The 19645-nt window shown below is 69.5% G+C and carries 20 protein-coding genes; 15 read left to right on the top strand and 5 right to left on the bottom strand.

What is annotated here, in order from left to right:
- Positions 1-57: 57 nt before the first annotated feature.
- Positions 58-2427, bottom strand: a complete 2370-nt coding sequence (locus ACV7GQ_RS17645; RefSeq protein WP_470313182.1) for a DEAD/DEAH box helicase — start codon at positions 2425-2427, stop codon at positions 58-60.
- A gap of 175 nt (positions 2428-2602) precedes the next feature.
- On the opposite strand from ACV7GQ_RS17645, the gene ACV7GQ_RS17640 reads away from it, so the two are divergent.
- From ACV7GQ_RS17640 to ACV7GQ_RS17610, 7 genes are all read left to right on the top strand, one after another.
- Complete coding sequence (locus ACV7GQ_RS17640; protein ID WP_470311507.1) at positions 2603-3481, top strand: NmrA/HSCARG family protein; 879 nt, start codon at positions 2603-2605, stop codon at positions 3479-3481.
- Between the two features lie 74 nt (positions 3482-3555).
- Positions 3556-3918 carry an ArsR/SmtB family transcription factor gene (locus ACV7GQ_RS17635; RefSeq protein ID WP_470311506.1) on the top strand — a complete coding sequence of 121 codons (363 nt, stop codon included), beginning with the start codon at positions 3556-3558 and terminating at the stop codon, positions 3916-3918.
- 243 nt (positions 3919-4161) lie between these two features.
- Positions 4162-4329, top strand: coding sequence for an FmdB family zinc ribbon protein (locus ACV7GQ_RS17630; protein ID WP_470311505.1), 168 nt, complete (start codon positions 4162-4164; stop codon positions 4327-4329).
- Between the two features lie 54 nt (positions 4330-4383).
- The gene (gene lipA, locus ACV7GQ_RS17625; protein WP_470311504.1) at positions 4384-5307 is read left to right on the top strand and encodes a lipoyl synthase; all 924 of its coding nucleotides are present in this window, start codon (positions 4384-4386) and stop codon (positions 5305-5307) included.
- 148 nt (positions 5308-5455) lie between these two features.
- Positions 5456-6562 (top strand): pyruvate dehydrogenase (acetyl-transferring) E1 component subunit alpha, encoded by a 1107-nt coding sequence (pdhA, locus tag ACV7GQ_RS17620; protein WP_470313181.1) that lies wholly within the window; start codon positions 5456-5458, stop codon positions 6560-6562.
- The gene (locus ACV7GQ_RS17615) at positions 6559-7542 is read left to right on the top strand and encodes an alpha-ketoacid dehydrogenase subunit beta (RefSeq protein ID WP_470311503.1); all 984 of its coding nucleotides are present in this window, start codon (positions 6559-6561) and stop codon (positions 7540-7542) included. Before pdhA ends, ACV7GQ_RS17615 begins: the two co-directional genes overlap by 4 nt.
- Positions 7543-7545: 3 nt before the next feature.
- Positions 7546-9144, top strand: a complete 1599-nt coding sequence (locus ACV7GQ_RS17610) for a 2-oxo acid dehydrogenase subunit E2 (RefSeq protein ID WP_470311502.1) — start codon at positions 7546-7548, stop codon at positions 9142-9144.
- Here ACV7GQ_RS17610 and ACV7GQ_RS17605 read toward each other — a convergent pair.
- A complete protein-coding gene (locus ACV7GQ_RS17605; protein WP_470311501.1) occupies positions 9141-9473 on the bottom strand; it encodes a carboxymuconolactone decarboxylase family protein in 333 nt (110 codons plus the stop codon). The two genes, ACV7GQ_RS17610 and ACV7GQ_RS17605, sit on opposite strands and share 4 nt — an antisense overlap.
- A 128-nt stretch (positions 9474-9601) precedes the next feature.
- On the opposite strand from ACV7GQ_RS17605, the gene lpdA reads away from it, so the two are divergent.
- The 7 genes from lpdA to ACV7GQ_RS17570 all read left to right on the top strand — a co-directional run bounded on the left by lpdA (position 9602) and on the right by ACV7GQ_RS17570 (position 14927).
- Positions 9602-11020 carry a dihydrolipoyl dehydrogenase gene (lpdA, locus tag ACV7GQ_RS17600; RefSeq protein WP_470311500.1) on the top strand — a complete coding sequence of 473 codons (1419 nt, stop codon included), beginning with the start codon at positions 9602-9604 and terminating at the stop codon, positions 11018-11020.
- A gap of 103 nt (positions 11021-11123) precedes the next feature.
- Positions 11124-11765 (top strand): hypothetical protein, encoded by a 642-nt coding sequence (locus tag ACV7GQ_RS17595; protein WP_470311499.1) that lies wholly within the window; start codon positions 11124-11126, stop codon positions 11763-11765.
- Positions 11766-11808: 43 nt separating this feature from the next.
- Complete coding sequence (locus ACV7GQ_RS17590; protein WP_470311498.1) at positions 11809-12648, top strand: aldo/keto reductase; 840 nt, start codon at positions 11809-11811, stop codon at positions 12646-12648.
- A 51-nt stretch (positions 12649-12699) separates the two neighbouring features.
- Positions 12700-13191 (top strand): hypothetical protein, encoded by a 492-nt coding sequence (locus tag ACV7GQ_RS17585; protein WP_470311497.1) that lies wholly within the window; start codon positions 12700-12702, stop codon positions 13189-13191.
- A gap of 20 nt (positions 13192-13211) precedes the next feature.
- Positions 13212-14027, top strand: a complete 816-nt coding sequence (gene pheA, locus ACV7GQ_RS17580; RefSeq protein ID WP_470311496.1) for a prephenate dehydratase — start codon at positions 13212-13214, stop codon at positions 14025-14027.
- A gap of 32 nt (positions 14028-14059) precedes the next feature.
- Positions 14060-14467, top strand: coding sequence for an Hsp20/alpha crystallin family protein (locus ACV7GQ_RS17575; RefSeq protein ID WP_470311495.1), 408 nt, complete (start codon positions 14060-14062; stop codon positions 14465-14467).
- A 1-nt stretch (position 14468) separates the two neighbouring features.
- Positions 14469-14927: a peroxiredoxin gene (locus ACV7GQ_RS17570; RefSeq protein ID WP_470311494.1), complete on the top strand. Its 459-nt coding sequence runs from the start codon at positions 14469-14471 to the stop codon at positions 14925-14927.
- Positions 14928-14945: 18 nt separating this feature from the next.
- Here the strand turns inward: ACV7GQ_RS17570 and leuS are convergent, their stop codons facing one another.
- Together leuS and ACV7GQ_RS17560 are read right to left on the bottom strand one after the other, a co-directional pair.
- Positions 14946-17618 (bottom strand): leucine--tRNA ligase, encoded by a 2673-nt coding sequence (gene leuS / locus ACV7GQ_RS17565; RefSeq protein WP_470311493.1) that lies wholly within the window; start codon positions 17616-17618, stop codon positions 14946-14948.
- Positions 17619-17722: 104 nt separating this feature from the next.
- Positions 17723-18250: a fasciclin domain-containing protein gene (locus ACV7GQ_RS17560; protein WP_470311492.1), complete on the bottom strand. Its 528-nt coding sequence runs from the start codon at positions 18248-18250 to the stop codon at positions 17723-17725.
- Between the two features lie 178 nt (positions 18251-18428).
- Between ACV7GQ_RS17560 and ACV7GQ_RS17555 the strand changes: the two genes are divergently transcribed.
- A complete protein-coding gene (locus tag ACV7GQ_RS17555) occupies positions 18429-18641 on the top strand; it encodes a DUF7535 family protein (RefSeq protein WP_470311491.1) in 213 nt (70 codons plus the stop codon).
- Here ACV7GQ_RS17555 and ACV7GQ_RS17550 read toward each other — a convergent pair.
- Positions 18638-19633, bottom strand: a complete 996-nt coding sequence (locus ACV7GQ_RS17550; protein ID WP_470311490.1) for an ornithine cyclodeaminase family protein — start codon at positions 19631-19633, stop codon at positions 18638-18640. The genes ACV7GQ_RS17555 and ACV7GQ_RS17550 overlap by 4 nt on opposite strands.
- Positions 19634-19645: the final 12 nt, after the last annotated feature.

Below are 19645 nucleotides of genomic sequence, written 5' to 3'. Positions count from 1 at the left end.
AGAAGTTTTACAAAGCGCTCTGAGGAGTTTATCCGCCGGCGGCGTTCGTCCGCCCGGTCAGCGGACGTCGACCGTCCGGGAGGACGTCACCGGCGGGAGCGGGAGGTCGGGGTACGACACCTCGACGGTGTACTCCAGTTCGTCGGCGTCGGCGCCGAAGACGGCGACCGGCAGGGTCGTCTGGCCGAGATACGCCGGTTTCGCGGTCATCTCGCGGCCGTTGACCGTCACGCGCAGGCCCGCACGGGCGCCGCCGGCGTTGTTCGCCACCGTCACCTCGCACATCTCGTGGTCGCCGGTGGCGACGCTCTCGGGGAACTCGCCCCAGTCGACGACGACCACCGGGAGGTCGCGCGCGTTCGAGGCGACCTGTTCGGCGACGCCCTCCGAGAGCCCGGCCGAGACGAGGGCCGAGGCGCCCGCCCGGACCACGTCGGACGGCGTCGAGAGGCCGGCGGCGGCGAGTTGCTTCGCCCGTCCCGACCCGACGCCGTCGATGGCGGTCAGACCCACCGCGTCGGCGCTGATGCCGTGTTCGACCCGGGCCTCGACACGGCAGGCGAGGTTGGCGAACCGGGCGGGCGCGAGGTTGTCGAGGAACTCCCGCAGGGCCGCGAGCAGGCGGAGCGCGTTCTGGCGGATGACCCACGCGTCGCTCTTGAGCTCGGTGGGTGTCGTCCCGGTCATGCCGGACCGGAGGATGGCGAGCACCTTCCGCTGGCCCGCGTCGAGGTGGTCGGGCGCGCCGTCACCGACGACGGCGTGGACCGCGTCCTGCTCGTCCGAGCGGGCGCTGACGCTGTCGAACTCGGTCGCGCCCGCGACGGTCGTCAGGAGGTCGTCGGCGTCGACGGCGTCGGCGTCCCCGTCTTCGGCGGCGGCCTCACAGCGCTCCGCGAGGTCGGCGAACCGGCGGGCGGTGTCCAGTCGGAGGTAGAACTTCGAGGCGAGCTGGCCGAGTCGCGTCGACTCGACGCGGAGGCCGTCCTGTTCGACGAAGCCGTCGGCGACCAGCTCCGAGAGCGTGGAGCTCACCCGTTCGCGGAGGTCGCTCCCGGCGTCGTACTCGTCGGGGGCCGACTGCGCCCGGGCGTAGTAGAACGTGGTCCCGAGCCAGTCCATCACGTCGTCGACGTCGCGAATCGTCCCCAGTGCTATCTCGGCGTTGAGGTGGGCGTCCAGTTCCGCGGCCAGCCGGGACTCTATCTCCTTGCCGTCCCGCAGGAGGCGACGGTACTTGTCGGCGTCCGAGCGGTCACAGACCACCCACGCGTAGCCCATGTCGTCGTAGCCCGGCCGGCCCGCCCGGCCGAGCATCTGGAGGACGTCCAGCGGACTCATGTCCACCTCGCCCTCCAGGGGGTCGTGGAGCTTCGTGTCGCGGATGACGACACACCGGGCGGGGAGGTTCACGCCCCACGCCAGCGTCGACGTCGAGAACAGGAGCTGTATCTTCCCCTCCTTGAACCACTGCTCGACGCGGTTCTTGTCCTCGCGTGCGAGGCCGGCGTGGTGGAATCCGACCCCGTCCAGCACCGACTGGCGGAGCGTGTCGTTCTGGAGGTCGGCGGCGTCGGTGTGGAAGTCGTAGTCCCCGCGTGCGCCCATCGGGATGTCGCGCTCGGTGAGCTCGTCGCGGGCCTTCTTCGCGGCCTGCACCGTGTCCTGTCGCGAGGAGACGAAGACGAGGGCCTGCCCCTCCTCGCGGATGTGCGGTTCGGCCAGGTCCAGCGCGCGGTAGAGCCGCCGGTACTTGTCGGCGAAGGCGTTCTCGCCGTGGGAGTAGGTCTTGACGTCGGCGTTCAGCGGCACCGGCCGGTAGTCGTCGCCGAAGGCGAACGTCGTGTCGTCGGGGGCGTCCAGCCAGTCGGCGACGTCGTCGATGTTGGGCATCGTCGCCGACAGCGCGACGACGCGCGGGCCACAGAGGCGTCGGAGCCGCGAGACGGTGACCTCCAGCACCGCGCCGCGGCGCTCGGAGTCCAGCAGGTGGACCTCGTCGATGACACAGCAGTCGACGTCCGTGATGAACGAGTAGCGGGCCGTGTCGTGCTTGCGGGTGGCGGAGTCGGCCTTCTCGGGGGTCATCACGAGGATGTCGGCGCGTTCGGCCCGGCGGGGAGAGAGGTCCCGCTCGCCGGTGACGACGTACACCGAGTAGCCAAGCTCCTCGAAGCGCTCCCACTCGCTCTCCTTCTCGTTGGTGAGCGCGCGGAGCGGGGCCAGAAAGAGCGCGGTCCCCCCCTCGGCCAGCGTCTTGCAGATGGCCAGTTCCGCGAGCGCCGTCTTGCCGCTGGCGGTCGGCGCGCTGACGACGACGTTGTCCTCGCGGTTCAGCAGGGCGGGCAACGCCGCCGACTGCATCTCGTTGAACCGCTCGAAGGGGAAGGCGTCGGCGAAGTCGGGCACCACCTCGTCGACCGCCACCGTCAGCTCACTCTCGGCTCGGCGTGACACGTCAGACAGGCGGGACCGGGACGGCAAAGGCGTTTCCATGGCGGCGGCGACGGCCGACGAACGCTGGCTGTCGGGGACGGCCGTGAACCGAGGTAGCACGGCTCCATACGGCTTTATCTATATCTCCGTTGTATACTCATACGTTATGAAGACTATTCTCGTCACAGGCGCGACCGGCACGCAGGGCGGCACAGTCGTCGACCACCTCCTCGCCAGCGGTGGCGACTGGGAGATTCACGGCCTGACCCGCGACGCGTCGAGCGACGCGGCCCGCGACCTCGAATCGCGCGGCGTCACCGTCGTCGAGGGCGAGATGACCGACGCCGACCGGATGGCCGAACTGGTCGACGGGGTCGACGCCGTCTACTGCGTGACCACGTTCTTCGAGGACGGCCCGGCGGTCGAGACCGAACAGGGTATCACGGTCGCGGAGGCGGCCGCCGACGCGGGCGTCGAGCACTTCGTCTACAGCTCGGTCGGGAGCGCCGACGCGGACACCGGCCTCGAGCACTTCGAGTCGAAGTGGGCGGTCGAACAGCGCATCGCCGACCTCGGCCTCCCGGCGACGGTCGTCCGCCCGGTGTTCTTCATGCAGAACTTCGAGTACATGATGCGCGAGGACATCGAGGACGGCCGACTCGTGATGCCCCTCGCGGAGGGCGTCTCGCTGGCCGTCGTCGACGCCGACGACATCGGCCAGACCGTGGTCCGCGCGCTCGACCACCCGGACCGGTTCCTCGGCGAGACGATTACGCTGGCGGGCGACGACCTCACCGTAGAGGCGTTCGCCGCGGCCTTCGGCGACCACCTCGGGCACGACGTGGAACCCGTCCACGCCGACGTCGAGGCGTACCGCGAGATGGCCGGCGACGAGATGGCCGACATGTTCCAGTGGTTCAACGACGTGGGCTACGACGTCGACGTCGCGGCGCTCGAATCGACCTACGGCATCGAGACCACCGACTTCGAGTCGTACCTCGACGCCAGCGAGACGTGGCGGCGGGCCCCCGCGGCGAGTCGCTGAGAGCAGGCTTTTTCCGACCGAATCCGGGCGGTCGTGACACCGCGTTTATGTAGCTGGCAGCGATGAGCGTGGCTGTGAGCAAGGACTGGGAGCCAGAGACCATCTTCGATGTGCTGGGGAGCGAGGAGGTCCGTCGCATCCTCGCCGTCGCCAACGTCGACCCCGTCTCGGTGCCGGACCTCGCGGAGGGGCTGGACGCCTCCGAACCGACGGTCTACCGCCGGGTGAACGTCTGCCAGGAGTACGACCTGCTTCGGGAGGCCGACCGGGTCGACGACGACGGGAACCACTACAAGGTGTACGAGACGACGCTGGAGCGGGTGTGCTTCGAACTGGCCGGCGGGGGGTTCGAGGTCGACCTGCAGCTCCGGCGGGAGACGGTCGACCAGGTGGCCGACGTCGACCACGACGAGGCGGCGCTCGACGACCCGGAGTGACCCCGACGGAACAGCGGGAGATACGCCGGACGAATACCGACGCCGTCCGGCGGTTCCGTTGTGGAGTTTCGTGGTCTGAAACGGCCCCACTGGAGAGCGCTCCCCACCGTTCACCGCGGCGAACGAACGGATTCGTGCCCGTCACGCGCGGGCCAGCCGGGTCGTCGATATCCGACGTTTCAGAGCCTGAAGCGCCCGGCGGGGTTATAACAGCCTCACGCGGATACACGTCGACCGGATACCATGTCCGTACTTCAGAGCGTCAAGCAGAAGGTCGGAATCGCCGACGAGAAACCGTCCTACGAGTGCGAGGAGTGTGGTAACGAGTTCCAGTCCGACGCCGACCCCGGGTCGTACTGGTTCCAGTGTCCGGAGTGCGGCGGCGAGGACCTCGCGCGCATCGACGAGTGACGACGCCCCCACAGAGCGCAACCTCTTTTGAGCGGAGTCCCCAACTGTCGGGTCATGAGTCGTGCGCGCAAGCCCGACTGGCTGAAGATGCGGCCACCGTCGGGCGAGCGGTTCACCGACATCAAACAGAGCCTCCGCGAGCGGGACCTCAACACGGTCTGTGAGGAGGCCAACTGTCCGAACCTCGGGGAGTGCTGGAGCGGTCGGAACGGTCCGGGGACGGCGACGTTCATGCTGATGGGCGACCGCTGTTCGCGGGGCTGTAACTTCTGTGACGTCGAGACCGGCGGGATGGAGCCGTTAGACCCCGACGAACCCGAGCGGGTGGCCGAGGCCGTCGCCGACATCGGACTGGACTACGTCGTCCTGACGAGCGTCGACCGGGACGACCTCTCGGACCAAGGCGCGGGCCACTTCGCCGAGACGATCCGGGAGATCAAGCGGCGGGACTCGGACGTCCTCGTCGAGTGCCTGATTCCGGACTTCCGCGGCGAGAAGCGCCTCGTCCGGCGGATAGTCGACGCCGAACCGGACGTGCTGGCCCACAACGTCGAGACGGTCGACCGCCTCCAGTGGCCGGTCCGCGACCGCCGGGCGGGCTACGAGCAGTCCCTCTCCGTGTTGCGACAGGCCGACCGCGAGAGCGACGTCTACACCAAGACCAGCATCATGCTCGGCGTCGGCGAGTACGCCCACGAGGTGTACCAGACGCTCTCGGACCTGCGGCAGGTCGGCGTCGACGTGGTGACGCTGGGCCAGTACCTCCAACCCTCGCGCTCGCACCTGGAGGTCTCGGAGTACGTCCACCCCGACGCCTTCGAGACGTGGCGGCGAGTCGCCGAGGAGGAACTGGGCTTCCTCTACTGTGCGTCCGGGCCGATGGTGCGGTCCTCCTACCGGGCCGGCGAGCTGTTCGTCGAGGCGGTTCGGCGCGGCGAGGACGTGGCCGACGCCCGCGAGCGAGCGCGGAACGCGTAGGCCACGGACTGCAGCCCACGGAACGTCTGTCTCATCACGAGGGAAATACTCACCAGTAATATTCTCCCCGCGAATATAACACCACACAAACGCTAAGCCCGTCGCGGGTCAAGGTTTATCACATGTCACACCAGGGCAGGTGGTCTCTCTGAGTGTCCTCCAGCGCGACCCCACGGACAGAGTACAGGTGCTCGACGAGGACGGGCAGGTCGTCGACGGCGCGACGGTACCGGACCTGTCCGACGACGCGCTCGTCGAGATGTACCGCAACGTCAAGCTGGGGCGGCACTTCGACCAGCGGGCGGTGAGTCTCCAGCGACAGGGTCGGATGGGGACCTATCCACCGATGTCCGGGCAGGAGGCCTCACAGGTCGGGAGCGCGATGGCGCTCGACGACGGCGACTGGACGTTCCCCAGCTACCGCGAACACCTCGCGCTGTACGTCCGGGGCTGGGACCTCTCCGAGGACCTCCTGTACTGGATGGGCAACGAGTGGGGGAACGAACCGCCGGAGGACGTACAGGTGTTCTCGCTCGCGGTGCCCATCGCCACCCAGATTCCCCACGCCACGGGCGCCGCGTGGGCCTCGAAGCTCAAGGACGAGTCGAAGGTGTTCCTCACGTACTTCGGCGACGGCGCCACGAGCGAGGGCGACTTCCACGAGGGGCTGAACTTCGCCGGCGTCTTCGACGTCCCCGCGGTGTTCTTCTGCAACAACAACCAGTGGGCCATCTCGGTCCCTCGCGAGCGCCAGACGGCCAGCGAGACGCTGGCCCAGAAGGCGAACGCCTACGGCTTCGACGGCGTCCAGGTCGACGGGATGGACCCGCTGGCGGTGTATCAGGCCACCAGCGAGGCCGCCGCGAAGGCCCGGGACCCCGGGGACGGCGAGCGCCGTCCGACGATGATAGAGGCGGTCCAGTACCGCTTCGGCGCCCACACCACCGCCGACGACCCGTCGGTGTACCGGGACGACGACGAGGTCGAACGCTGGAAGCAGAAAGACCCCATCCCGCGGATGGAGACGTTCCTCCGGGACCGCGGGCTACTGGACGACGAGCGGATCGCGGCCATCGACGAGTCCATCAAGCAGGAGGTGGCCGACGCCATCGACGCCGCCGAATCGACGGAGCGACCCACCCCCGAGGAGATGTTCGCGAACGTGTACGCGGAGATGCCGAAGCGACTCGAACAGCAACTCGACTATCTGCAGGCGCTGCGGGAGCGACACGGTGACGAGGTGCTACTGGAATGAGTGCTCAGAGTCTCACGCTGGTACAGGCGGTCAGGGACGGTCTCTACGGCGAGATGGACCGGGACGACGACGTCGTCGTCATGGGCGAGGACGTCGGGAAGAACGGCGGCGTCTTCCGGGCGACGCAGGGCCTCTACGAGGAGTTCGGCGAGGACCGCGTGGTCGACACGCCGCTCGCGGAGTCGGGCATCGTCGGCACCGCCGTCGGGATGGCGGCCTACGGGATGCGCCCGGTCCCCGAGATACAGTTCTCCGGGTTCATGTACCCCGCCTTCGACCAGATAGTGAGTCACGCCGCCCGCCTGCGCACCCGAAGCAGGGGTCGGTACACCTGCCCGATGACGATTCGGGCACCCTACGGCGGCGGCATCCGCGCCCCGGAACACCACTCCGAGTCGAAAGAGGCGTTCTACACCCACGAACCCGGCCTCAAGGTGGTCGTCCCGTCGACGCCGCGAGACACGAAGGGCCTGCTCGCCGCCTCGATCCGGGACCCCGACCCCGTCGTCTTCCTCGAACCGAAGCTCATCTACCGCTCGTTCCGCGAGGAGGTGCCCGACGAGGCCTACACCGTCGAGTTGGGCGAGGCAAGCGTCCGTCGCGAGGGCGAGGACGTCTCCGTGTTTACGTGGGGCGCGATGACCCGCCCGACGATGGAGGCCGCCGAGGACCTCGCGGAGGAGGGCATCGACGTCGAGGTGGTCGACCTGCGGACGCTGAAGCCGATGGACACCGACGCCATCGTCGAGTCGTTCCGGAAGACCGGACGGGCGGCCGTCGTCCACGAGGCCCCGAAGACCGGCGGTCTCGCGGGCGAGATCATCGCCACGATTCAGGAGGAGGTGCTCCTGTATCAGGAGGCCCCCATCACGCGCATCACGGGCTTCGACGTCCCCTTCCCGCTGTACGCGCTGGAGGACTACTACCTCCCCGAACCCGCCCGCATCAAAGACGGTATCAGAGAGGCCGCGGAGTTTTAGCGCATGTTCGAGTTCGAACTCCCGGACCTCGGCGAGGGCGTCGCCGAGGGGGAAGTGCTGGCGTGGCACGTCGCCGTCGGCGACGCCGTCACCGAGGACCAGGTGCTGGCCGAGGTGGAGACGGACAAGGCCGCGGTTGACGTCCCCTCGCCCGTCGACGGCGTCGTCCGCGAACTGCACGCCGAGGTCGGCGACGTGGTGCAGACCGGCGAGGTACTCGTCACCATCGCGGAGGACGGCGACGCCGCCGAGAGCGAGGCCGCCGAGACGGACGCGAGCGAGGGCACGCCCACCGACGGCGAGACGGCCGCGGCCGGTGCGGACGCCACGACCGCCGACGGTCGAGTGTTCGCGGCGCCGAGCGTCCGGCGTCTGGCCCGCGAAGAGGGCGTCGACCTCGCGACCGTCGAGGGGTCCGGCCCCGGCGGCCGCGTCACGGAGGCCGACGTCGAGGCCGCGGCCGAGGCGGGCGAGAGCGACGACGGGCCGACGAGCGTCGTCTCGAAGGTCGACGACGGCGAGGACGACGGCCCGACCTCGGTGGTGTCGCGGGTCGACGCGGACGAGAGTGACGACGGCGAGGCGGACGAACCGGCCGTCAGGTCGGCCGTCCGGAAGGTGTCGGCGGAGCCGATGGCCGAGCGGCGCGACCGGACGCTGGCGACGCCCGCGACCCGGCGGTTGGCCCGCGAACTCGACGTCGACATCGACGCCGTGCCGACCGACGAGACGCGCGACGGCGAACCGTACGTCGACGAGGCCGCCGTCCGCGCGTTCGCCGAGGCCGGGACGGCCGAGGTCACCGACGAGGACGTCCGCGAGGTGACCGAGACGGTCGTCTCGGAGATGCAGTCGCTCGCCGACGAGGCCGCGGCCGAGGAGATGACGGGGGTCGACGCGGCCGAGGGCGACCGACGGGAACCGTACCGCGGCGTCCGGCGGGCCATCGGCGAGCAGATGTCCCGCTCCCGGCGGGAGGTGCCCCACGCGACCCACCACGACGAGGTGGCCGTCCCCGACCTCGTGGCGGCCCGCGAGCGCCTCCAGCCGCTCGCCGAGGAGCGCGGCGTCCGCCTCACCTACACGCCGTTCCTGCTGAAGTGCGTCGCCAGGGCGCTGGACGACCACCCTATCCTCGCCAGTCAGCTCGACGAGGCGAACGAGGAGATAGTGTTCAAGGCCGACCGGAACGTCGGCGTCGCGACGGCGACCGACCACGGCCTCGTGGTGCCCGTCGTCGAGGACGTCGACGAGAAGGGGCTGCTGGAACTCGCGACCGAGGTCAACGACCTCGTCGACCGGGCGCGGAGCCGCGACATCGCCCGCGAGGAGATGCAGGGCGGGACGTTCACCGTGACGAACTTCGGGGCCATCGGCGGCGAGTACGCCGACCCGGTCATCAACGTCCCCGAGACGGCGATTCTGGGCGTCGGCGCGCTGAAGGAGCGACCCGTCGCGGCGGACGGCGAGGTGGTCGCGAAGCCGACGCTGACGCTCTCGCTGGCCATCGACCACCGGGTCATCGACGGCGCGGACGCCGCCCGGTTCGTCAGCACGCTGAAGGAGTACCTCGCGGACCCGACGCGCCTGCTGCTCGACTAGTCCTCGGTCAGGTCCGCGATCCAGCTTCTGGCCGCCATCGCCTTCGGGAAGCCGATGGTCGGAATCGACAGCGCGGCGACGTGCTGGAGTTCCGCGGCGGTGAGGCCCTCGTCAAGCCCCCGCCGGACGTGTGAGTGGACCGCGCCCTCGGACTGTGCGCCCACCGCGAGCGCGAGTTTCACGAGCCGTTTCGTCTCGTCGTCCAGCGGCCCCGCCGCCGAACAGGCCTCGCCGAGGTCGCTGTACGCCTCCCAGACCGCCGGGTTCTCCTTCGCGAACTGGCCGGGCGTCGCGGGCAGGTCCTCCGTCTCGCTGAGTTGGTCCGCCATACCGGGATGTTGGAGCGGGGGCGTAACATAGCTTGGCCCTTAGTAACACGGGTCGTACCACGGGGTCGGGCGGCGGCGACCAGCGACGAGGGCGCGTGGTTTTTCACCCGGCCGGTCGACTGGCCGCTATGGTCGTAGGAGACGTCACCACGGGCACGGAACTGCTGGTCATCGGCGGCGGGCCGGGCGGCTACGTCGCCGCAATCCGGGGCGCACAGCTGGGACTCGATACGACGCTGGTCGAGAAGGACGCCTACGGCGGGACCTGTCTCAACCACGGCTGTATCCCCTCGAAGGCGCTCATCTCGGCGGCCGACGTGGCCCACGACGCCAAACACGCCGAGGACATGGGCGTCTTCGCCGACCCCGCCGTCGACATGGCGGGGATGACCGAGTGGAAGGACGGGGTCGTCACGCGCCTGACGAAGGGCGTCGAGTCGCTGTGTAAGAGCGCGGGCGTCAATCTCGTCGCGGGCACCGCCGAGTTCGTCGACGAGGAGACGGTCCGGGTCGCCCACGGCGGCGAGGGGCAGGGCTCGGAGTCCATCGCCTTCGAACACGCCGTCGTCGCCACCGGCAGCCGACCAATCCAGGTGCCGGGCTTCGAGTTCGACAGCGAGCACATCCTCTCCTCGCGGGACGCCCTCGCACTGGAGTCGGTGCCCGACGACCTGCTCGTGGTCGGCGCGGGCTACATCGGGATGGAGCTGTCCACGGTGTTCGCGAAGCTGGGTGCGGACGTCACCGTCGTCGAGATGCTGGACGACGTCCTGCCGGGCTACGAGTCCGACGTGGCGGAGGTGGTCCGGGAGCGGGCCGAGTCGCTGGGCATCGACTTCGCCTTCGGCGAGGCCGCCCGCGACTGGGAGGAACTCGACGACGGCATCCGCGTGCGGACGACCGATGCCGACGACGACGTCGAGGAGTACGACACCGAGAAGTGTCTGGTCGCCGTCGGGCGGGAACCGGTCACCGACACGCTGGGGTTGGACGCCATCGACCTCGCGCCGAACGACGACGGCTTCCTCGCGACGGACGACCAGGCCCGAACCGACCTCGACCACGTCTTCGCCGTCGGCGACGTGGCCGGCGAACCGATGCTGGCCCACAAGGGGATGGCCGAGGGGGAGGTGGCCGCGGAGGTCGCCGCCGGCGAACCCGCCGCGCTGGACCAGCAGGCGATTCCCGCCGCCGTCTTCACCGACCCGGAGATCGGCACCGTCGGCATGACCGAGGCCGAGGCCGACGACGCCGGCTTCGACCCCGTCGTCGGCGAGATGCCCCTGCGCGCGAACGGACGGGCACTCACGCTCGACGAGAAGGAGGGGTTCGTCCGGATCGTCGCCGACGCCGACACCGAGTTCCTGCTGGGCGCGCAGATCGTCGGCCCGGAGGCCTCCGAACTGATAGCCGAGGTCGGACTCGGCATCGAGATGGGCGCCCGCCTCGAGGACGTCGCCGGCACCGTCCACACCCACCCGACGCTCTCCGAGGCCGTCCACGAGGCCGCGAAGGCCGCCCGCGGCGAGGCGATCCACACGCGGTGACGGCCGGCACGACGCTCGGTACCGACGAGCAGGCCCCGGGCCACGCGAAAGGGTTATATTGCCGCTTGGGAAAATACCGGCAGACGAAGAACCGGCAAAAAACATGGATTCCGATACCGCCCAAGACGACCAGATCACCGACGCGATTCTCTCCGGTAACACGTACGAACGCCTCCGCTACGAACGACACTCGTACTTCCGACAGACCGTTCCCCGAACGCTCGCGCTCCAGAGTGCCTTCCTCGGACTGCTCGCGATACTGCTCCCGATGTACGGCCTCTTCCCCGAGAGCGTCGCCCAGTTCCTCCCGGCGACCGACCCCGAGGTGGCGTCGCCGAAGGTGCTGTTGCTGGGCGTGTTCGGCGGCCTGCTGGAGGTACTCGGAGCAGTGTTGCTCGTCGCCACGGCCGCCTACCGGGTCCGCCGCGCGCCGCTCACGGAGGCACAGGCCCACGCCGCCCTCGACGCCGAGGACTTCGCCCGCTACGTCGGTCTCGGGACCGGCGGCCTCGCCATCCTGCTCACCGTCTGTCTGTTCGCGATAGGGCTGGGCGGCGAGAGCGCCGTCGCCGCCTACGTCTCGGCGGCCGGCGCGAACCCGTACGCCACCTCCGGCTTCGACCTCTCGGTCGCCACCGTCTCGCTGGCCGGGTTCGTCGCCAGCGTCCTCGTCTTCTACGCCGGCAGCTACTTCGCCGTCCGCATCGCGCTGGCGCGCATCCGGCAGCGCGGCGCCGACGTCTGACCGACCCGGGCGCCTTTCAGGGTGGCCCGCCAACCCACCGCCGATGGTCCACAACGAGAGCGACACGTTCGACATCGGCGGCGACCTGACCGTACGGCGACTCGGCTTCGGCGCGATGCGCATCACCGGCGAGGGCATCATCGGCGAACCCGACGACGTGGCCAACGCCCGCGCCGTGTTGGAACGGGCCGTCGAACTGGGCGTCGACTTCGTCGACACCGCCGATTCGTACGGCCCCGGCGTCTCCGAACGGCTCATCGGCGAGACGCTCGACACCGAGCGCGAGGACCTGGTCATCGGGACGAAGGGTGGCCTCCTCCGGAACACCGACGCGGACTGGCTCCCCCACGGCGACCCGGACTACCTCCGCAACGCCCTGCTGTGCTCGCGGGACCGCCTGCGGATGGACCCCATCGACCTCTACCAGTACCACCGCCCGGACCCCGACACGCCCTTCGAGGACGCGGTCCACGCACTCGCCGAGATGAAAGACGAGGGGCTGCTCCGCCACGTCGGCCTCTCGAACGTCAGCGTCGAGCAACTGGACGCCGCCCGCGACATCGTCGAGATAGCGACGGTCCAGAACCAGTACAACGTCGCCAACCGCGACGACGAGGACGTGCTGGCGGCCTGCGAGAACTACGACGTCGGCTTCATCCCGTGGTTCCCACTCGCCGCGGGCGACCTCGACGACGTCGACGGCATCGACGAGATAGCCCAGCGCCACGACGCCACGCGCTACCAGATAGCGCTGGCGTGGCTCCTCCAGCACTCGGACGTGACCCTGCCGATTCCGGGCACGTCGAGCGTCGAGCATCTGGAGCAGAACGTGGCCGCGAGCGCCATCGACCTCTCCGAGGACGAACTGGCCCGACTCTCCTAGGCCCCACCACAAGAGGTTTGCCGGGCGGTGTAGAGGCTAGCGCGTGCGCCCATGCTCCGCCAGTTCCACCGCGAAAAGCCCCTCCAGGCCGCGAAGCTCACCGCCGTCGTCCTGACACTCCTGTACTCGGCGGGCGTCTACCTCCGAGTCGTCCCGAGCGAGCGTATCACGACCCTGTTTCTCGTCCCGCTGATGGCGCTCGCGCTCGCGGTGACCGTCACCGGCGAAGCGCTGTACGCCGGCTACCGGGCCGCGCGGACAGACGGCCCCATGACGGCGACACTCACCGCCAACCCGGGCTACGCGGTCGTCCGCGCCGTCGAACTCGGGACGGCCGTCGCCGCAGTCGCGGCGGTGGTCGCCGTCGTCGCGCGCATCCCCGACGGCCCCATGGCCGGGCCGGGCGCCGTCGGGCTCTTCTTCCTGGTGGTCGGCTTCGGTCTGCTGGTCCTGCTGGGCGGACTGTTCCGGACGCTGGCCGAACTCTACCGCCACCAGCGGGGCGCCCGCTCCGGCGAGCGACGACCGGGGTCCTTTTCATGACGAGCGAACTACCCGACGGTATGACGACCATCACGCTGGGGCCCGCCGGGACCTACTCCCACCGGGCCGCGAAGGCGGTCGAGGACGGCGACATCGAGTTCGCGGAGTCGATGACCGCCATCGTCCAGGCCGTCGCCGAGGGCGACGCCGACCGCGGCGTCGTCCCCGTCGAGAACAGCATCGAGGGGTCGGTGACGGAGTCGCTGGACGCCTTCTCGGAGTACGACGTCGCCGTCGTCGAGGAGATAATCACGCCCATCCGCCACGCCCTGCTGGCACAGGGCGAGACGTTCGAACTGGTGTGTAGCCACGCGCAGGCGCTGGCCCAGTGTCGCGGCTGGCTCGACGAGCACTACCCCGACGTCGAGGTTGAGGCCGTCGCCTCGACCGCTCGCGGCGTCGAGCGCGCCCGCGAGGACCCGAGCGTCGCCGCCATCGGCCACCCGGAGAACGCCACCAACGGCACGGAACTGAAGCTGCTGGCCGAGGACATCCAGGACCAGTCCTCGAACGCCACCCGGTTCGTCGCCGTCGCTCCGGCGAGCGAGCGGACGGAGGCGGGCAGCAAGACCTCCTTCATCGTCTACCCGAACGCCGACTACCCCGGACTGCTGCTGGAGCTGCTGGAGGCCTTCGCCGACCGCGACATCAACCTCACCCGCATCGAGTCCCGCCCCAGCGGCGAGCGCCTGGGCGACTACGTCTTCCACATCGACGCGGCCGCCGGCCTCTACGAGGAGCGCACGCAGGACGCGCTCGACGACATCGAGGAGCTGGCCGAGAACGGGTGGGTCCGACACCTCGGCTCGTACGACAGCGTGACCGTCCTGAACTGAGCCTTAAGTCCCGGGGCGGCGTACACCCGCCCATGAGCGACCGTGACCCCTTCGCGGAGATAGAACGCGCGTTCGACACACTGAGCGAGCAGTTCGGGGTGGACATAGACGCCGTCCCGACGGACATCGTCGACGAGGGTGACGCCTTCGTCGTCCACGCCGACCTCCCCGGCTACGACAGCGAGGAACTGGACGTCCAGTTGGTCGAGGAGCGGAAACTCACCATCAGCGCCGACCACAGCGAGTCGACCGAGGCGACCGACGGCCGGTACGTCCAGCGCGAGCGCCGCCGGCAGTCGGCCAGCCGAACGGTCAGCCTCCCCGAGGCCGTCGACGAGGACGGGACCAGCGCCACCTACGAGGACGGCGTCCTCACCGTCCGCCTGCCGAAAGTCAACGTCGAGGCGGACGACGACGGCACGGACATCCCGGTGAACTGAGATGGTGCTCGAACCCGGGACAGCGGTGCCCGACATCGTGGCCGAGAACCAGCACGGCGAGGAGGTCCGCCCCGACTTCGCGACGCCGACGGTCGTCTACTTCTACCCGAAGGACGACACGCCGGGGTGTGCGACCGAGGCCAGCCAGTTCGAGGACCACTACGACCGCTTCGACGCCGCCGGCGTCGCCGTCTACGGCGTCTCCACGGACGACGTCGACAGCCACCGCGAGTTCGCCGAGGCACACGACCTCTCGTTCGACCTGCTGGCCGACCCCCACGCGAACCTCGCCGAGGCGTTCGGCGTGGCCCTCGTCGACGGCCGAACCCGTCGGACCACGTTCGTCGTCGCCCGGAACCAGGTCGTCGGCGTCTACGAGGGCGTTCGCCCGGACGGCCACGCGACCGACGTGTTGCGCGACCTGGGCGAGTCGGGCCTCCTCGACGCCGCAGAACAGTAGCCACCCGCGCCCGGACGGTTACGCCTCGATGTCGATGGCGGGGCGCCCGGGTTCGGCCTTCGTCGCCAGCGCGTCGTCGGCCTCGTCGGCCGAGCGGACGACCACCTCGGCGTCGAACTCGCGTTCGATGAGCCACGCCGCCCGTTCGAGGGCCGCCAGTTCGCCCTCGGGCGAGAGCGTCTCGTCGTACTGGGCGCGACCCGCGAGGTCCTTCGCGAAGTCGGCGGCGGCCTCGCCGTACTGCTGGAGCTCCTCGTTCTGCATCACCGCGGGGACGACCCGGTCGGCCTCCCGGGCGATGTCCACGACCCGGTGCTTCCACGCGGGCGCGACAACGAGCGTGACGGTCTGGGGGTCCTCGATGCCGACGGTGTCGACGATGTCCCGGACGTCCTCGCGGGTGTTCTCGACCAGCCGGCGGGCGACGGCGTAGTCCTCGGGCGCCTCGGCGCTGGGCCAGTCGGCCTCGGCCATCAGGCCGTCCCGATCGAGGCGGTCCCAGATCTCCTCGCCGACGTGGGGCGCGACGGGCGCGAGCAGCTTCGCGGCGGTGGTGATGCCGCGTTCGAGCACGTCGGCGTCCGGCGTGGTCGCGTCCTCGTAGCGGCGGAGCAGGGAGACCAGTTCGCGCACGGCCTGCAGGGCGTGGTTGAAACGGAACTGGCCGTACTCGTCGGTGGCGCGGGCCGCCGTGGCGTCTATCTCCCGGGCGACGTAGTCGGCGATGTCGGCGCCCTCGGTACCGGTCTCTATCTCGCCCTCGGCGTACTCCTCGGCCAGCCGGTAGACGTTCTGGAGGAAGGAGTGGGCCGACTGGACCTCCTCGGCGCTCCAGGCCAGCTCCTTCTCGGGCTGGGCGGCCTCCATGATGAACAGGCGGGCGGTGTCGGCGCCGTACTCCTCGATGATGCGCTGGGGCGAGACGCCGTTGCCGCGGCTCTTGGACATCTTGTGGCCGTCCTCGCCGAGCACCATCCCCTGGTTCGTGAGGTTCGTGAACGGCTCGCGGACGCCCTCGAGCAGGTCGGTGTCGTCCAGCACCTTCGTGAAGAACCGGGCGTACAGCAGGTGCATCACGGCGTGTTCGATGCCGCCGACGTACTGGTCGACGGGCATCCAGTCGCTCGCCCGGTCGGTGTCGAAGGGGGCGTCCGCGAGGTCCGGCGCGGTGTACCGCAGGAAGTACCACGAGGAGTCGACGAACGTGTCCATCGTGTCCGTCTCGCGCACGGCGTCGCCGCCGCAGTCGGGACACTCGACGTGCTTCCACTCCTCGGCGGCGTCCAGCGGGTTGCCCGTCGTGTGGACGAACTCCGGCAGTTCGACCGGCAGGTCCTCGTCGGGCACCTCGACGTAGCCACAGTCGTCGCAGTGGATCATCGGGATGGGCGTCCCCCAGTAGCGCTGGCGGGAGATGCCCCAGTCACGGAGGTTGTACTCGGTGCGGTGCTCGCCGTCGAACACGTCGACGAACTCCTCGCGGGCCTCTTCGCTGTGGAGGCCGTCGTACTCGCCGCTGTTGACGAGGACGCCGTCCTCGGTGTAGGCCTCCGCCTGCACGTCGACGTCGTCGGCGTCCACCTCGGCCTCGGGGCCGGGTTCGACGACCTGCACGATGTCGATGTCGTGGTGCTCGGCGAACTCGTGGTCCCGGTCGTCGTGGGCCGGCACGGCGTACAGCGCACCGGTCCCCACGTCGGTCAGGACGTAGTCGGCGACGTAGACCGGGATCTCCTCGCCGGTGGCGGGGTTGACGGCGTACTCGCCGGTGAACACCCCGGAGGTGACGTCCAGCTCGTCCTCGTCGGCCTGCTCGGCCATCTCGACGTACTCGGCGACCTCGTCGTTGTCCGCGGCGATCTCCTGTGCGACCGGGTGGCCGGGGGCCAGCGAGAAGTAGGTCGCCCCGTAGATGGTGTCCAGTCGCGTCGTGAAGATGTCCACCGCGCCGTAGTCGCCGACCTCGAAGGCGACGCTCGCGCCCTCCTGTCGCCCGATCCAGTTGCGCTGCATCTCCCGGACGTTGTTGGGCCAGCCGTCGAGGTCGTCCAGGGCCGCCAGCAGTTCCTCGGCGTAGTCGGTGATGGTGAGGAACCACTGGTCCATCTCGCGGTGCTCGATGGGGGTGTCACAGCGCCAGCACAGTTCGTCCTCGCCCTCGACCTGCTCGTCGGCCAGCACCGTCTCGCAGGACGGACACCAGTTCAGTTCGGCGCCCTGTCGCTCGACGAGCCCCGCCTCGCGGAAGCGCTTGAACAGCCACTGGTTCCACCGGTAGTAATCGGGTTCGCAGGTCGCTATCTCCCGCTCCCAGTCGTAGCCAAAGCCCATCTCGGTCAGCTGTTCCTTCATCGAGTCGATGCAGTCCATCGTCCAGTCGCGGGGGTTGGTGTCCCGCTCCTCGGCGGCGTTCTCGGCCGGCAGGCCGAAGGAGTCCCATCCCATCGGGTGGAGGACGTCCTCCCCGCGCATCCGCTCGAAGCGGGCGAACGCGTCCGTGATGGTGTAGTTCCGGACGTGGCCCATGTGGAGACTCCCCGAGGTGTACGGGAACATCGCCAGCACGTACTCGGGGTCCTCGGCGTCGTCGTCGATGCGGAACACGTCGGCGTCCTCCCACGCCGCCTGCCAGCGGGGTTCGATAGCGGTGTGGTCGAACCCACGCTCGCGTTCCTCGCCAGTCGTGGTCATGATACCGTGATTTCGGACACGGACGGTGCTATACCTTTCCCTTCAGCGGGCTTACCGAGGGGCCAGCGACCGCGGGACAGACCGGTGAGCCTCCCCCGGCCCGGCTACGGGAGCAACACCCCGTCGATGCGGTGAGCGACGCCGTTCGACGCTTCGATGTCGGTCGCTTCGATGGTGGCACCGCCCAGTCCGCCACCGTTCAGCGCCGTCCCGTCGACCGGGAGCGTCTCGCCGTTGGCCATCGTTATCTGCGGCGCGTCGACGACCGACGACGCGTACCGCCGGCCGTTCGTCACGTGGAACAGCAGGATGTTCGCGAGGTCGTCTCTGGCGAGGAGTTCGGCAGCGGTGACGTCCTGTGCATCGAGCAGGTCCGCGAACGCCTCGTCGTCCGGTGCGAACACCGTGTACTGCTTCCGACCGTCGAGTTCGGCGTCGAGCCCGGTCTCTTCGAGTGCCAGTTCGAGCGTGTCGAAGTCCTCGCTCCCCGCGACAAACTCGTACAGCGTCGGGCCGGCGCTCGCGCCGCCGCGCTTCCCGGGGTTCGCCACAGCGGTGCCGACGCCCCCGCACAGGAGCGCGCCGGTACCGCCGACTGTCTGCAGGAACTGTCGTCGTCGTGAATCGACCATCGTGGTACCTCCAGCGGGGTCGCAGGACTATACAGACATTGTAAGGGTCCAGCTACGATGGGGGTTCGAGGTCGAATACGGCGCCTGTTGAAGTATCGTTCGGCCGTCTCGGGACCGGGTGCCCGAGGGTCCGTCCCGGCGGCATACGCTTATACTCACGCCGGACCTATCGGTCAGTATGGCAGAAACCGACGAGTCGACCGACTCCATCTTGCCGGAACCGTTGCGAACCGTCACGCCGCTCACCGGCCCGCACCGCGACGAGAGCATGGACGTCATCGGGTGGGGGATATTCCTGGGCCTGCTGGTCCTGCTGCTGCCGCTGTTGCCGTTCGTCCTCATCGTCTGGCTCATCTCGAAGGTGACCGAGGCCGTGGCGCCGTCGAACTAGGGCGTCTCGGTGCCGACCAGCGAGAACGAGAGACCGTCGCCGGCCACCTGTGCGCCCTGATAGGCGACGTGGGCGGCCGCGACGTCCTGAATCGCCAGCCCCGTCGAGTCGAAGACGGTGAGGCCGTCCGCCGGCTCTCGGCCGGGTATCTCGCCGGCGACGATGCGCCCGAGTTCGCCGTAGAGGTCCGCCTCGGTGAGTACGCCCTCGCTCCACGGGACGTTGATCTCGCCCGAGTGGGTACACTGCTCGTAATCGTCGATGACGAGTTTCGCGTCCAGCAGCGTCCGGTCGTCGTGTTCGTGCTTGCCGGCGGCGTCGGCCCCGATGGCGTTGACGTGGGTGTGCTCGCCCAGCCACGCGCGGTCGACGATGGGCGACTCGACCGGCGTTATCGTCGAGAGCACGTCACAGCCGGCGGCTTCCTCGATTGACCCCGCCCGGACCGCGAAGCGGTCCGAGAAGTGGTCGACGAAGGCCCGCTGTTTCTTCTCATCGCGGTCCGCGATGACCACCGTCTCGATGTCCCGCACGCTGGCGATGGCCTCCAGCTGGGTGTACGACTGGGTGCCGGCGCCGACCAGTCCCAGCGAGTCGGCGTCGGAGACGGCGAGGTGGTCGGTGGCGACGGCCGCCGCCGCGCCGGTCCGCAGGCGCGTGAGGACGGTGCCGTCCATCACCGCCAGCGGGAACGCCGTCTCCGGGTCCGAGTAGATGAGCGTCCCCAGCACCGTCGGGAGGCCGTGGTCGGCGGGGTTGTCCGGGTGGACGTTGACCCACTTGACCGCGGCGGCGTCCCACTCGCCGGCGTGGACGTACGCCGGCATCGAGCGGAAGTCGCCGTTGTACGCCGGGAGGTCGATGTAGGACTTCGCGGGCATGATGGTGTCGCCGCGGGCGTCGGCCGCGAAGGCCGCCGAGACGGCGTCGATGACCGCGGGCAGGTCGGCGTGTTCCGCCACGTCGTCGGGACCGAGCAGCAGCGTCTGCATGCGAAAACGTCG

Source organism: Haloarcula sp. MBLA0163, assembly GCF_055632435.1.
Note: the sequence above shows the minus strand (reverse complement) of the source record. Positions and strands in the feature narration are given on the sequence as shown.

Coding starts and splice junctions, on each gene's coding strand:
- leuS (WP_470311493.1), bottom strand. CDS start 17,618: ATGACCACGACTGGCGAGGAACGCGAGCGTGGGTTCGACCACACCGCT.
- ACV7GQ_RS17550 (WP_470311490.1), bottom strand. CDS start 19,633: ATGCAGACGCTGCTGCTCGGTCCCGACGACGTGGCGGAACACGCCGAC.
- ACV7GQ_RS17605 (WP_470311501.1), bottom strand. CDS start 9,473: ATGGCGGACCAACTCAGCGAGACGGAGGACCTGCCCGCGACGCCCGGC.
- ACV7GQ_RS17615 (WP_470311503.1), top strand. CDS start 6,559: ATGAGTGCTCAGAGTCTCACGCTGGTACAGGCGGTCAGGGACGGTCTC.
- ACV7GQ_RS17595 (WP_470311499.1), top strand. CDS start 11,124: ATGGATTCCGATACCGCCCAAGACGACCAGATCACCGACGCGATTCTC.
- ACV7GQ_RS17575 (WP_470311495.1), top strand. CDS start 14,060: ATGAGCGACCGTGACCCCTTCGCGGAGATAGAACGCGCGTTCGACACA.
- ACV7GQ_RS17590 (WP_470311498.1), top strand. CDS start 11,809: ATGGTCCACAACGAGAGCGACACGTTCGACATCGGCGGCGACCTGACC.
- lpdA (WP_470311500.1), top strand. CDS start 9,602: ATGGTCGTAGGAGACGTCACCACGGGCACGGAACTGCTGGTCATCGGC.
- ACV7GQ_RS17630 (WP_470311505.1), top strand. CDS start 4,162: ATGTCCGTACTTCAGAGCGTCAAGCAGAAGGTCGGAATCGCCGACGAG.
- ACV7GQ_RS17640 (WP_470311507.1), top strand. CDS start 2,603: ATGAAGACTATTCTCGTCACAGGCGCGACCGGCACGCAGGGCGGCACA.
- pheA (WP_470311496.1), top strand. CDS start 13,212: ATGACGACCATCACGCTGGGGCCCGCCGGGACCTACTCCCACCGGGCC.
- ACV7GQ_RS17585 (WP_470311497.1), top strand. CDS start 12,700: ATGCTCCGCCAGTTCCACCGCGAAAAGCCCCTCCAGGCCGCGAAGCTC.
- ACV7GQ_RS17570 (WP_470311494.1), top strand. CDS start 14,469: ATGGTGCTCGAACCCGGGACAGCGGTGCCCGACATCGTGGCCGAGAAC.
- ACV7GQ_RS17555 (WP_470311491.1), top strand. CDS start 18,429: ATGGCAGAAACCGACGAGTCGACCGACTCCATCTTGCCGGAACCGTTG.
- ACV7GQ_RS17610 (WP_470311502.1), top strand. CDS start 7,546: ATGTTCGAGTTCGAACTCCCGGACCTCGGCGAGGGCGTCGCCGAGGGG.
- ACV7GQ_RS17560 (WP_470311492.1), bottom strand. CDS start 18,250: ATGGTCGATTCACGACGACGACAGTTCCTGCAGACAGTCGGCGGTACC.
- lipA (WP_470311504.1), top strand. CDS start 4,384: ATGAGTCGTGCGCGCAAGCCCGACTGGCTGAAGATGCGGCCACCGTCG.